Consider the following 13,101-nt stretch of genomic DNA (forward strand, 5'->3'; position numbering starts at 1 on the left):
GCCGCTTGGCACCCGCGTCTCACATGCCGGGGGCGTTGACCTTGAAGGCGCCGTCGTTGGGCAGCAGGCCGTATTCGTCCATCAGCTTCCTGTACGACCCGTCCTTCTGCATGTCGTTGAGGACGGCCACCACGGCCTCGCTCAGCGGCTTGCTCTTCATCGCCAGGGCGACCGGGGTCGGGAACAGGCCGTGCAGGGCGCGGTCGAAGTCGCCGCGCTTGCTGTATTCCGCCGCCGTCGGGTCGATCGCCACCGACGCCTCGGTCTGGCCGGCGCGCAGCGCCTGGTAGGCCGTGGCGAAATTGTCGAAGGTCTTGATCTCGATGCCCTTCAGCCCCTTGGCGGTCAGCATCTTGTCGAGCTCGCGCAGCTTGCGCTCCTCGAAGCCGCCCAGCTCGACGCCGACCGGACGGCCCGACAGATCCTCCGGCTTGGTGATCTTCAGCGGGTTGCCCTTGGCGACCGAGATGCTGATCGCCTGCGATTCATAGTTGATCATCGGCATCATCTTGGCCCGCTCCTCGGTCCAGAAGATGCCGGTGTTGATCAGGTCCCAGCGGCCGGCCTGGAGGCCGGGGATCATCGCCGAGAACTCGATGCGGACATATTCGGGCTTCAGGCAGAGCCGCTTGGCGATCTCGTCGCCCAGCGTGACGCGCATGCCCTTCAACTGGCCGTTGGAATCGACGAACTGCATCGGCGGCAGGGTCGGGTTCATCGACATCACCAGCGTGCCCGGCTTGACCAGCTCGGAATCGGCGACCGCCGGTTTGCAGGTGGTTTGGGCGGCGGCCGGCAGGGCGAACAGGGTCAGGCCGGCGGCGATCAACAGCTTGCGAATGGTCATCATGGTCCCCTTCTCTCGTGTTTGGGTCTCATACCCAGGTGGCCAGCACTCACACCCGTTCAGCGTCCGGTCCCGGCGGCCGGGGGGACGTTCAGGGAATCGATCAGGCCGTACGCCGCCAGATCGGCGCGCAGGGCCTCGGCGTCGGCCGCCGGCAGCGGCAGGCGCGGCGCGCGAGGGTTCCCGACCGGCAGGCCCATCATGCCCAGCCCGGTCTTCGACGCGGCGACGTAGCGGTGGCCGCCGACCCAGCGGACGATCGGCAGCATCTTCTTGTAGAGCGCCAGCGCCTGCTCCTTGTCGCCATGGTCGGCCACCAGCTCGAACAGCCGGGCCGAATCGCGCGGGATCAGGTTGGAGCAGACAGCGACCCAGCCCTGGGCGCCGAGCCAGAAGGATTCGTAGCCGAGGATGCCGGCGAACACCGTCATGCGGTCGCCGCACAGCTCGATGATGTCGCGGACCCGCGTCACCTCCAGCGTCGATTCCTTGATGTAGAGCACGTTGTCGATCTCGCTCAGCCGGGCGACGATCGGCGGCGTGAGGTCGACGTTGGCGGTCGCCGGGTTGTTGTAGATCATCACCGGCAGCGAGATCGCCTCGCCGATGCGGCGGTAATGCTCGAACAGCTCGTCCGGTGTCGGGGAGCTGTAGAAGGGCGGGATCACCATGATGCCGTCGGCGCCCATCCGCTCCGCTTCCTTGGCGTGGGCCACCGCGTCGCGGGTCCATTCGGCGCCGGTGCCGATCAGCACGGGCACGCGGCCGGCCGATTCCTGCACGCAGATCTCGATGACCTGGGCCCGCTCCTCCGGGGTCATCGACAGGAACTCGCCGGTGCTGCCGAGCGGGATCAGGCCGTGGATGCCCTGCTCGATCTGCCAGTTCACCAGTCGCTTCAGGGCGGGGACGTCCACAGCACCACCGTCGGCGGTGAAGGGGGTGATCAGGACCGTGTAGGTGCCGCGCAATGCCGTCATGGGTTCCCCCAAGCTCCTGCCTAATTTTTGACCTTGCCTAAATACTACTCGTATACTATCTGTATACAGGAATCCAGCGCAAATTGACGCAGCCCTCGAAAACCGCTTCCCTCCGAAATCTCCCCACCGCAATCCGGAAAAGCCGCCCCGCCCATGCGCCTCGAACATCCCAGCGTCCGCCGCGACGGCGCCTTCATCGAGATCACCTATGACGGCGAGCGCGTCCCCGCGCTGGCCGGGGAGACGGTGGCGGCGGCGCTGGCGGCGCATGGTGTCGCCGCCTACCGCCACACCCGCGACGGCGGGCGGCGCGGCCTCTATTGCGGCATGGGCGCCTGCTTCGAATGCCTGGTGACGGTGGACGGCAAGGCCAGCCAGCGCGCCTGCCTGACCAAGGTGGCGGATGGCCAAACCATCCGCTCGCAGCCGCCGGCCGGCACGCCCGAGGATCCGCTGGCCCCGCTGGTGCCGCCGCCGCAGGGCAAGGCGCCGGAGGAGCGGACCCTCGACCTGTTGGTGATCGGCGCCGGCCCGGCCGGTCTGGCGGCGGCGGAAGCGGCGGCGCGGCGCGGCGCCGACGTGGTGGTGCTCGACGAGCGGCCGCAGAGCGGCGGCCAGTATTTCAAGCCGCTCGCCCCCTCGCACCGCGCTGACCGGCCGACCGACCGCCAGTTCCGCGCCGGCCTCGCCCTGGTCGAGGCGGCGAAGAAGGCCGGCGCCGCCATCGTCCAGGAGGCGACGGTGTGGGGCGCCCACGCCCCCGACGAGGTGGTCGCCGTCGTCGCCGGGCGCGAGACCGTCTACCGGCCGCGCCGGCTGGTGATCGCCAGCGGCGCCTACGAGCGGCCGGCGCCCTTCGCGGGCTGGACGCTGCCCGGCGTGATGACGACCGGGGCGGGGCAGACCCTGGCGCGCGCCTACCGCGTGGCGCCCGGCCGCCGGGTGGTGGTCGCCGGCAACGGCCCGCTCAACCTGCAACTGGCCTGCGAGCTTGTGCAGGGCGGCGTCGAGGTGGTCGCCGTGCTGGAAAGCGCGCCGCGCCCGTCGCCCGCCCAGTGGCGCGACCTGCTGAAGGCCGTGCGCTCGGCCCCCGGCCTGATCGGCGATGGCGCCCGCTACATGCTGACGCTGCGCCGCGCCGGGGTGCCGGTGTTGTGGTCGCACGGGATCGTCGCGGCGACGGGCCGGGAGCGCTTGGACCATGTCCGCTACGCCCCGCTCGGCGCCGACGGCGCGCCCCGGCTGGCCGAGGCCGTCACCGTTCCCGCCGACGCGCTGTGCCTGGGCTACGGTTTCATCCCCTCGACCGAGATCGCCCGTGCGCTCGGCTGCGCGCACCGGCTGGTCGACCGCCATCTCGGCTACCTCGCCACCGAGACGGCGGTGGACGGCGCCACCAGCCTGCCGGGGGTCTTCGCGGTCGGCGACGGCGTCGATCTCGGCGGCTCGCGGGTGGCGCTGGCGCGCGGCACGCTGGCCGGGATCGCCGCCGCGACCCAGCTCGGGCTGGCCGACACGCACCCGGAGGACAGCCGGCGGGCGCTGGCCGACCTGAAGCGGGCAGACGGCTTCCAGGCGGCGTTGTGGTCGATCTACCGGGCGCCGCCGGTGCGGCTCGATGCCGTGCCCGACGACGCCACGCTGTGCCGCTGCGAGGAGGTCACCTTCGGCCGCGTCCGCGCCGAGATCGCCGCCGGCCACGACAGCCTCGCGGCGCTGAAGCGCAACACCCGGCTCGGCATGGGCCGTTGCCAGGGCCGCTACTGCGCGGCGACCGCCGCCCTGCTGCTGGAGCAGGCGACCGGCCGGCCGCGCGCCCCCGACCAGTATCTGGCGCCGCGCCTGCCGGCCAAGCCGACGCCGGCCGGCGCCTTCGCTTTCGAGAAGCCAGAATGGGGCGGCCACCAGCGCGCCATCACCCCCAACCTCGCCCGCCCGCTGGAGGACGGCCCGCTGCCCGACCAGGAGGCCGAGATCCTGATCGTCGGCGGCGGCGTGGTCGGCGCCTGCCTCGCCTACTACCTGACCCAGGCCGGCCGCGACGTGCTGGTGGTCGAGCGCGGCGACACCAACCTCCAGGCCTCGGGCGCCAACGCCGGCAGCCTGCACGTCCAGCTCCTGTCCTTCGACTTCGGCGCGCGGGCCGAGGCGGGCGGCGGCCCGGCGGCGGCGACGCTGACGCTCGGCCCGCGCTCCGTCGCGCTGTGGCGGGAGTTGGAGAAGGCCTGCGGCGCCGATTTCGAGCTGGCCGTCACCGGCGGGCTGATGGTGGCCGACAGCCCGGCCGGCATGGAGTTCCTCCGCGCCAAGGCGGCGCTGGAGCGGCAGTACGGCGTCGAGAACGCCATCATCGACGCCGCCGAGCTGCGCCGCCTCGCCCCCGCCCTGTCCGACGAGCTGGTCGGCGCCGAATACGCCCCGCAGGAGGGCAAGATCAACCCGCTGCGCGCGACCTACGCGGTGCTGGAGCAGGCGCGCCGCCAGGGCGCCCGCTTCCTGCGCGGGGTCAACGTCACCGGCATCGCCGCCGCTCCGGCGGTCGAGGGCGGCGGCTGGCGGGTCGAGACCCCGCGCTGCCGCATCCGCGCGAAACAGATCATCAACGCCAGCGGCCCCTGGGCGCGCGAGACCGGGCGGCTGGTCGGCATCGACGTGCCGGTCCACAGCGCGCCGCTCCAGATGATCGTCACCGAGCCGGCGCCCAAGCTGGTCAGCCAGCTCGTCGCCCACGCCGACCGCCATCTCAGCCTGAAGCAGGCCGTCACCGGCGGGTTGATCATCGGCGGCGCCTGGACCGCCGTGTTCGATCCGGCGCGGCGCTTCAACACGGTGTCGCGCCCCAGCATCGAGGGCAATCTGTGGGTCGCCCGCCATGTGCTGCCGCAGGTCGCCGGGCTGCATGTGGTGCGCGCCTGGGCGGCGATGAACATCAACATCGACGGCGCGCCGATTCTCGGCCCGGTGCCGGGCCTGCCCGGATTCTTCAACACGGTGACCTCGAACGGCTTCACCCTGGCCCCGGTCGTCGCCCGCATGACCGCCGACCTGCTGCTCGACGGCCGCACCGACATCGACCCGACGCCCTTCCTGATCGACCGGTTCCGCTGACCCGCCATCCTTGTCCAACGCCCGGCGCCGCAGCGGCGCCGCCCATCCGCAAGAGAAGCCGCATGATCGCCATCGAGAACGTCAGCAAGCATTACGGCACCTTCCAGGTCCTGAAGGACTGCACGACCACCGTGCGGAAGGGGGAGGTCGTGGTGGTCTGCGGCCCCTCCGGCTCGGGCAAGTCGACGCTGATCAAGTGCGTCAACGGGCTGGAGCCCTTCCAGTCCGGCCACATCCGGATCGACGGCATCGACGTCGGCGCGCGGGGGACCAACCTGTCGGCGCTGCGCGCCCGCGTCGGCATGGTGTTCCAGAATTTCGAGCTGTTCCCCCATCTGACCATCATGCAGAACCTGACCCTGTCGCAGCGCAAGGTGCTGGGCCGCGCGACCGCCGAGGCCGAGGCCAAGGGCGAGGCGCTGCTGGCGCGGGTCGGGCTTGCCAGCCAGGCGCACAAGTTCCCCGGCCAGCTTTCCGGCGGCCAGCAGCAGCGCGTCGCCATCGCCCGCGCCCTGGCGATGGACCCGATCGCCATCCTGTTCGACGAGCCGACCTCGGCGCTCGACCCGGAGATGATCAACGAGGTGCTCGACGTCATGGTCGAGCTGGCCAACGAGGGCATGACGATGATCTGCGTCACCCACGAGATGGGCTTCGCCCGCAAGGTCGCCCACCGGGTGATCTTCATGGACCATGGCAGCATCATCGAGGACTGCACCAAGACCGAGTTCTTCGAGACGCAGAGGTCGGAACGCGCCACCCAGTTCCTCGCCAAGATCCTGCAACATTGAGTGCGCCCAGTTGTCTGGCGAAGTGTCTTGTCCTCCAGGCATCGTCCTGACCGGGCTTGTCCCGGTCATCCACGTGCAATCTTCACATGATGATTGGCAGCCATGGATGCCCGGCACAGGGCCGGGCATGACGAGAGGGAAGGGCGCCCGCCAAAGAATCGCGTTGCATCCGCCCATCTCGCGGATCGTTCAGAACCTTTGCAGGACAACGATCCGTCTGCTTTGTTAGGGAGGGATCAGCGTCAGGTGGCAGGACTTGGTATGAGCATGGACATGGACAGCCCAAAAACCGCCGCTCCGGCCGCCGCCGGTGTGAATCTGGCGAGCATGGCCTACCGGACCATCCTGGAGATGATCCTCGACCGCCGCATTCCCAGCGGCGAGGTGATCGTCGAGGACCGGCTCGCCACCGCGCTCAGCATCTCGCGCACGCCGATCCGCGAGGCGCTGGTGCGGCTGGCGAGCGAGGGGCTGATCCGCAAGGAGTTCAACCGCCCCTACCGTGTCCGCGAGGTCTCCAACCGCGAGTATTTCCAGAGCATGCGCCTGCGCGAGATCCTGGAGGGGGAGGCCATCGCCGCCGCCGCGCCACGGATCGACCCGGTCCGGCTCCAGGCGATGAAGACCGAGATGCTGCGGCTGCGCGACGAAGCCAAGATCCGCTTCGAGGACCATTGGGCGGCCGACGAGGAACTGCACACCTTGATCGCCGAGGCGTCGGGCAACGCGGTGCTGGCGCAGATCATCCGCGACCTGCGGGTGACGACGCGGCTGTTCGAGCTGTCCGGCCTGCCGTCGCGCATCCGCCCCGACTGCGACGAGCATCTCGACGTCATCGCCGCGCTGGAGACCGGCGACCCGGCCGAGGCCCGCGCCGCCATGGAACGGCACATCCAGAGTCTGGCGAAGGATGTCCTCGGCGAGATCGCCAAAAGCTGACGCGAGGCCCGTCCCGGCCCCGCGCCAGCCCTGCGGCCGCTCGGGCTTACAGCCCGTAGGGCGGATCGCCGGCCAGGATGTCGGCGGTCACGTCGCGGACGTCGCGCAGGCCGCACATCGCCATGGTGACGTCCAGCTCCTTGCGGATGACCTCCAGGCATTGCGACACGCCGGCCTCGCCGCCCGCACCCAGCCCGTAGAGGAAGGCGCGGCCGATGTAGACGCCCTTAGCGCCCAGCGCCAGCGCCTTGATGACGTCCTGGCCGGTGCGGATGCCGCCGTCCATGTGGACCTCGATGCTGTCGCCGACCGCCTCGACGATCGACGGCAGCGCCGCGATCGAGGAGACGGCGCCGTCGAGCTGGCGCCCGCCATGGTTCGACACGATCAGCGCGTCGGCGCCGGACTGGGCGGCGGCGGCGGCGTCCTCCGGATCGAGGATGCCCTTCAGGATCAGCTTGCCGTCCCACTGGTCGCGGATGCGCTTGACGTCGTCCCAGTTCAGCCTGGGATCGAACTGCTCGGCCGTCCAGGAGGACAGCGAGCGCAGGTCGCCCACCCCGGTGGCGTGGCCGACGATGTTGCGGAAGGTCCGCCGCCGGGTCTGGAGCATGTTCAGGCACCAGTAGGGCTTGGTCGCCATGTCCAGCATGTTGGGGATGGTCAGGCGCGGCGGGGTCGACAGGCCGTTCTTGATGTCCTTGTGGCGCTGCCCGAGGATCTGGAGGTCGAGCGTCAGCACCAGCGCCGAGCATTGCGCCGCCTTGGCCCGCGCGATCAGCCGGTCGATGAAGTCGCGGTCGCGCATGACGTAGAGCTGGAACCAGAAGGGCCGGTCCGTGTTCTCGGCGACGTCCTCGATCGAGCAGATGCTCATGGTCGACAGCGTGAAGGGGATGCCGGCCCTGGCCGCCGCGCGCGCCGCGTGGATCTCGCCGTCGGCGTGCTGCATGCCGGTCAGGCCGGTGGGGGCGATGGCGACGGGCATGCCGACCGGCTGACCGACCATCGTGCTGGCGAGCGTGCGGTTGGTCATGTCGACCGCGACGCGCTGGCGCAGCTTGATCTTCTGGAAGTCGCTCTCGTTCGCCCGGTAGGTCGATTCCGTGTAGGAGCCGGAATCGGCGTAGTCGTAGAACATGCGCGGGACGCGCCGCTTGGCGAGCCGCCGCAGATCCTCCACGCAGGTGACGTGACCGAGGGAGAACAGCTTCTCCCACTGCGACGGCGGCTTGGAGGAGGGCATCTTGGTGGCGGTCATGACGGGGCGTTCCGGTTCAGGTCGGCGACGGGAAGAAGGCCGCGATTTGGCCACCGACGGGGCCGCATCGTCAAGCCCGCGCTGCCACCTTTCCGGACGCGCATGCCGCTCCTATGCTGCGAAGTTCCGCGTCGGAATGCCGCGCCCCGGCAGCCGCTCGCGGCCATGCGGCGAGTCGAGGTCGAGCGCCGGCCCCTTCGGCACGATCAGCGTCGGGTTGATCGCCGGGTTGGTGTAGTAGCCGGTCTTGATGTCGTCGATCCGCACCGTCGCGGCGATGCCGGGCCACTGGTACAGCTCGCGCAGGCAGCCCGACAGGTTCGGATAGTCGGCGATGCGGCGCAGGTTGCATTTGAAGGCGCCGTGATAGGCGGCGTCGAAGCGCACCAGCGTCACGAACAGCCGCCAATCGGCCTCGGTCAGCCATTCGCCGGCCAGATAGCGGCTGGAGGCCAGATGCTGCTCCAGCCGGTCGAGCGTTTCAAACAGCGCGTCGAAGGCCGCGTCGTAGCTGGCCTGGCTCTTGGCGAAGCCGCAGCGGTACACGCCGTTGTTGACCGTCGGGTAGATCAGCTCGTTCCAGTGGTCGATCTCCGGGCGCAGGGCTTCCGGATAGAGGTCCAGCCGGTTCCCGGTCAGACGGTCGAAGGCCCCGTTCAGGATGCGGATGATGTCGGCGGATTCGTTGTTGACGATCCGCCCCTCCCGCCGGTCCCACAGCACCGGGACCGAGACCTTGCCGGTGTAGGTCGGGTCGCTCGTCGTGTAGAGCTGGTAGTGGTAACGGAAACGGGGCAGGGCGGGGCCGGCGTCCTCGTCGGTCGGGTAGACCCAGCCGTCCTCGCCGATCACCGGCCCGGCGACCGAGACGCCGACGATCCCCTCCAGCCCCTTCAGCGCGCGGAAAATCAGGGTGCGCGACGCCCAGGGGCAGAGGTAGGAGACGTAGAGGTGATAGCGCCCGGCCTCGGCCGGCAGCGCCGGCTCGCCCTGCGGGCCGGGGGCGCCGTCCGGCGTGATCCAGCCGCGGAAGCGCGTCGGCTCGCGGTGGAAGGCGCCGTCCTTGATCTCCCCGGCGGCGATGTCGCCCTTGACCCACACGCCGTTCACCAGTTGAGGCATCCCGCCCTCCCACGATCCTGAAAAACCATTTTCGGAAAAGAAGAAGGGCGCGGCGGAGGATTCCGCCGCGCCCCTCATGCACAACGCGCGATCAGGGACCGGGGATCAGGACTTGACCGCTTCGGCCTCGATCAGGATCTGGATCTCGTCGCCGATGTTGGGAACGCCGTACTTCATGCCGAAGTCGCTGCGCTTGATCGTGCCGCGCGCCGAGAAGCCGGCGGTTTCCAGCTTCGAGGCGGCGCTGACGCCGTCCTTGTTGAAGGTGACGGTCAGCACCACCGGCTTGGTCACGCCCAGCATGGTGAAGTCGCCGGTCAGCGTGCCGGTCGCCTCGCCGGTCTTCTCGATCTTGGTGCTCTTGAAGGTCAGCTTGGGGAACTCCTTCGCGTTGAAGAAGTCCGGCGAGCGCAGGTGCTCGTCGCGCTTGGCGTGGTTGGTGTCGACGCTGGCGGCGTCGATGGTGACCGACAGGCTGCTCGTCTCGACGGCGGCTTTGTCGAAGCTGAGCTCGCCGGCGGCGGTGTTGAAGCGGCCGATCAGGTTGGCGAAGCCGAGATGGTTGACGATGAAGGCGACGCTGAGGTGGCTCGGGTCGATCTTGTAGGCGACCGGGGCGGCAAAGGCCGGAGCCGTGGTCAGCGAGGCGAACAGAACGGCGGCGGACAGAATCTTCTTCATGATGCTTCGGGTTCCCAGGAGATGAGGATGGAGGAAGGACGTCAGTAGGGGGAGGCTTCGCCGCCGGTCAGCAGCCAGGAGGCGCCGATGGCGACGAGGGCGGGCAGGACGGCCAGCACCGTCACCGCCACCGTGCCGAGCGCCGGGCCGAAGCCGGTGTCGGGGATCGGCAGACGGCGGCGCAGCGGGCCGGCGGCCAGGGCGGGCAGGGCGAGCAGAAGCGTGGCGGCCTGCACCTGGGTGTAGAGGGCGAGGATGGCGGCGAGCAGCACCGGCAGGCCGAGCGCGATCCGGCCCGACGCCCCCCACAGATGACGCTCGGTCGGCCAGTTCCACAGCAGGAAGCCGCCGGTCGCCGCCGTCAGCGCCAGCCCGAGCTGGGCCAGCGAGGCCGAGGAGCCGATCAGCGCGGTGACGCCGACCGACAGGGACAGCGCCAGCAGCACGGCGGCCGAGGCGGCGGGCCGGTCCTCGGACGCGGCCGAGTCGGCGAAGGCGACCCACGCGCCGACCGCCAGAAGCACGGCCAGCGGCAATGCGGCGGCGACCGAGTCGAGCGCCGGCCCGGCGATCCAGCCGAGCGCCAGCGCCAGCCAAGCGGCGACCGCCAGCGAGGCCGCGCGGCCCTTGACCCCGGCGAAATCGAGGCCGGCGCCGAGAACCAGGCCGGCGGCGGCCGACCAGAACAGCTTGCCCATGCTCGACGGCGGCGGGAAGGCGGGGATTCCGACGACCAGCGCGAAGATCAGCAGGAAGGCCAGCGCGATCCCGGCCGGCGCCAACGACCGCCCGGATTGGCCCCCGGCCAGCCGCAGCAGCCCCACCGCGGCCACGCCGAGCAGCAGCGGCAGCAGGCTGGATTGGACGAAGGGATCGTGCAGCAGGTCGGTCATGGCGGGGCGCGGGTCCGTGTTGGTGGGAAACCGGCGTCGGTGCGCCGTCTCTCTTCCCGCTCAAGCTAGCGTGTGCGTAAATGAGCGAGAATTCGGTTTCGCCGCATAAGGAGTCTGCATGAACGCACAGAACGACTGGGACGACGTCCGCTATTTCCTGGCGGTGGCGCGGCAGGGCTCGCTGTCGTCGGCGTCGCGGCTGCTCGGGGTCAACCACTCGACCGTGCTGCGCCGCGTCGCCGGGCTGGAGGCGGCGATGGGGGTGCGGCTGTTCGACAAGCTGCCCCGCGGCTATGTGCTGACGGCGGCGGGCGAGGATCTGCGCGACAGCGCGCTGGCGATGGAGGAGACGCTGGCGGCGGCCAGCCGCCGGCTGTCGGGACGCGACACGCAGCTCGAAGGCAGCCTGCGGGTGACGACGGTGGACATCATGGCGATGCATGTGCTGCCGCGCCATCTGGTCGCCTTCCGCGCCCTGCATCCAGGCATCCGGCTGGACGTCAGCGTGTCGGAGGCCAGCCTCAGCCTGACCCGGCGCGAGGCCGACGTCGCCATCCGCCTGATCGCCCACCCGCCCGACAATCTGGTCGGGCGCGCCCTGTCCGGCCTCGCCTTCGCCCCCTATGGCGCGGTGTCGCTGGCGGAGCGCTCGGGCGGTGTCGCCCCGGATCAGGCTGGCTGGGCCGGGCTGGACGAGAGCTTCGACCACACCGCCATGGCCCGCTGGCTGAAGGCGGCGGTGCCGGCGGAGCGCATCGTCTACCGGGTGAACTCGGTGGCGACGTTGGTCGAGTCGGTGCGGGCCGGGGTGGGTTTCGGCCTGCTGCCCTGCGCCCTGGCCGACCGCATGCCGGATCTGCGGCGCATCGGCCCGCCGGTGGAGGATTTCGGCGTCCGCGTCTGGCTGCTGACCCACCGCGACCTGCGGATGATGGGCCGGGTGCGCGCCTTCCTGGATTTCATGGCCGCCGCGCTCACCGGCGACCGCGACCTGCTGGAGGGGCGCGGCGGCTGAGCCGCCCGCCCCCTGGCTCCTACCGCTCCACGGCGACGGGGACGTTCAGCGCGTTGCGTTTCGCCACCGCCTCGTAGACCGGCGGGAAGGCCGGGCGGTTCACGTAGCGGCCGGCGCCGCGCACCGCGCGGCTTTCGCCGAGCGCGTGGACGATCCGACCCTGGCTCAGCGTGTAGGCCGGTGCGCCGGTGACCGTCATGCCCTCGAAGATGTTCAGGCCGACCTTCTGCATCTGGGTCTTCGCCGAGATCGTCTTCGTCGCCGCCGGGTCCCACACCACCAGATCGGCGTCCGCCCCGACGCTGACCGAGCCCTTGCGCGGGTAGAGGTTGAAGATCTTCGCCGCGTTGGCCGAGGTCACCGCGACGAACTCGTTCATCGTCAGCCGGCCGCTGTTCACGCCGTGGGTCCACAGGGCGGTCATGCGATCCTCGATGCCGGCGGTGCCGTTGGGGATTCGGGTGAAGTCGTTCCTGCCCATCGCCTTCTGCTCGGCGCAGAAACAGCAATGGTCGGTCGCCGTCGTGTGCAGCCGCCCGGACTGGAGGCCGCGCCACAGCGCCTCCTGATGCTCCTTCGGGCGGAAGGGCGGGCTCATCACATGGCCGGCGGCGAAGTCCCAGTCGGGGCTGCGGTAGACGCCGTCGTCGACCAGCAGATGGCCGGCCAGCACCTCGCCGAACACCCGCTGCCCGTCGTTCTGGCCGCGCTCGATGGCGGCAAGCGCCTCCTTGGCCGAGACATGGACGATGTAGACCGGCACGCCGAACACCTTGGCGACCTGGATGGCACGGTTGGCGGCCTCGCCCTCGACCTCCGGCGGACGGGACAGCGGGTGCGCCTCCGGCCCGGTCAGGCCGCGCGCCAGCAACGTCTTCTGGAGCTGGAAGACCAGCTCGCCGTTCTCGGCGTGGACGGTCGGGATGGCGCCCAGCTCCAGGCAGCGCTGGAAGCTGTTCACCAGCGTCTCGTCGTCGGCCATGATGGCGTTCTTGTAGGCCATGAAGTGCTTGAAGCTGTTCACCCCATGGTCGGCGACCAGCGTCCCCATGTCGGCCCGCACGCTCTCGTCCCACCAGGTCACGGCGACGTGGAAGGAATAGTCGCCGGCCGCCTTCTCCGCCCAGCCGCGCCAGGTGTGGTAGGCCTCCATCAGGCTCTGTTTCGGGTTGGGAATGACGAAGTCGATGATCGTCGTCGTTCCGCCCGCGAAACCGGCCGCCGTGCCGCTGAAGAAATCCTCGGTCGTCACGGTGCCCATGAAGGGCAGTTCCATGTGGGTGTGCGGGTCGATCCCGCCAGGCATGACGGTGCAGCCGCTGGCCTCCACCAGCTCCGTCCCGGCCGGCACGTCAAGCGCCGGCCCCACCGCCTTGATCGTTCCGTCCTCGCAATAGACGTCGGCGCGGAAGGTCTGTTCGGCTGTGACGACGGTTCCACCACGAATGACGATACCCATGGAGG

At 70.2% G+C, this 13,101-nt stretch carries 11 protein-coding genes; 4 read left to right on the forward strand and 7 right to left on the reverse strand.

All coding sequences use genetic code 11. The features are described from left to right. Positions 1-19: 19 nt before the first annotated feature. Positions 20-850: an ABC transporter substrate-binding protein gene (locus JN22_RS00625; RefSeq protein WP_085552064.1), complete on the reverse strand. Its 831-nt coding sequence runs from the start codon at positions 848-850 to the stop codon at positions 20-22. Positions 851-906: 56 nt separating this feature from the next. Continuing rightward, entirely contained in the window at positions 907-1,827 is a 921-nt protein-coding gene (dapA, locus tag JN22_RS00630; protein ID WP_085552065.1) for a 4-hydroxy-tetrahydrodipicolinate synthase, read from the reverse strand. A 153-nt stretch (positions 1,828-1,980) separates the two neighbouring features. On the opposite strand from dapA, the gene JN22_RS00635 reads away from it, so the two are divergent. The 3 genes from JN22_RS00635 (at position 1,981) to JN22_RS00645 (ending at position 6,665) form a co-directional block, all read left to right on the forward strand. Then, the gene (locus JN22_RS00635) at positions 1,981-4,935 is read left to right on the forward strand and encodes an FAD-dependent oxidoreductase (protein WP_085552066.1); all 2,955 of its coding nucleotides are present in this window, start codon (positions 1,981-1,983) and stop codon (positions 4,933-4,935) included. Between the two features lie 62 nt (positions 4,936-4,997). Beyond that, a complete protein-coding gene (locus JN22_RS00640) occupies positions 4,998-5,726 on the forward strand; it encodes an amino acid ABC transporter ATP-binding protein (RefSeq protein ID WP_085552067.1) in 729 nt (242 codons plus the stop codon). 273 nt (positions 5,727-5,999) lie between these two features. After that, positions 6,000-6,665: a GntR family transcriptional regulator gene (locus JN22_RS00645; RefSeq protein ID WP_223677499.1), complete on the forward strand. Its 666-nt coding sequence runs from the start codon at positions 6,000-6,002 to the stop codon at positions 6,663-6,665. A 46-nt stretch (positions 6,666-6,711) separates the two neighbouring features. On the opposite strand, the gene JN22_RS00650 is transcribed toward JN22_RS00645, so the two are convergent. From JN22_RS00650 to JN22_RS00665, 4 genes are all read right to left on the reverse strand, one after another. After that, the gene (locus JN22_RS00650) at positions 6,712-7,926 is read right to left on the reverse strand and encodes an alpha-hydroxy acid oxidase (protein WP_085552069.1); all 1,215 of its coding nucleotides are present in this window, start codon (positions 7,924-7,926) and stop codon (positions 6,712-6,714) included. Positions 7,927-8,037: 111 nt separating this feature from the next. Beyond that, complete coding sequence (locus tag JN22_RS00655; RefSeq protein ID WP_085552070.1) at positions 8,038-9,048, reverse strand: glutathione S-transferase family protein; 1,011 nt, start codon at positions 9,046-9,048, stop codon at positions 8,038-8,040. Between the two features lie 105 nt (positions 9,049-9,153). Continuing rightward, the gene (locus JN22_RS00660; protein ID WP_085552071.1) at positions 9,154-9,729 is read right to left on the reverse strand and encodes a YceI family protein; all 576 of its coding nucleotides are present in this window, start codon (positions 9,727-9,729) and stop codon (positions 9,154-9,156) included. Positions 9,730-9,770: 41 nt separating this feature from the next. Continuing rightward, positions 9,771-10,622, reverse strand: coding sequence for a hypothetical protein (locus tag JN22_RS00665; protein WP_143268076.1), 852 nt, complete (start codon positions 10,620-10,622; stop codon positions 9,771-9,773). Between the two features lie 118 nt (positions 10,623-10,740). Here JN22_RS00665 and JN22_RS00670 point away from each other — a divergent pair, with 118 nt between their 5' ends. After that, complete coding sequence (locus tag JN22_RS00670) at positions 10,741-11,637, forward strand: LysR family transcriptional regulator (protein WP_085552073.1); 897 nt, start codon at positions 10,741-10,743, stop codon at positions 11,635-11,637. 19 nt (positions 11,638-11,656) lie between these two features. On the opposite strand, the gene hydA is transcribed toward JN22_RS00670, so the two are convergent. Further along, positions 11,657-13,096, reverse strand: a complete 1,440-nt coding sequence (gene hydA, locus JN22_RS00675; RefSeq protein WP_085552074.1) for a dihydropyrimidinase — start codon at positions 13,094-13,096, stop codon at positions 11,657-11,659. Positions 13,097-13,101 lie beyond the last annotated feature (5 nt).

This window comes from Azospirillum agricola (assembly GCF_020005195.1).
Classification (GTDB): domain Bacteria; phylum Pseudomonadota; class Alphaproteobacteria; order Azospirillales; family Azospirillaceae; genus Azospirillum; species Azospirillum agricola.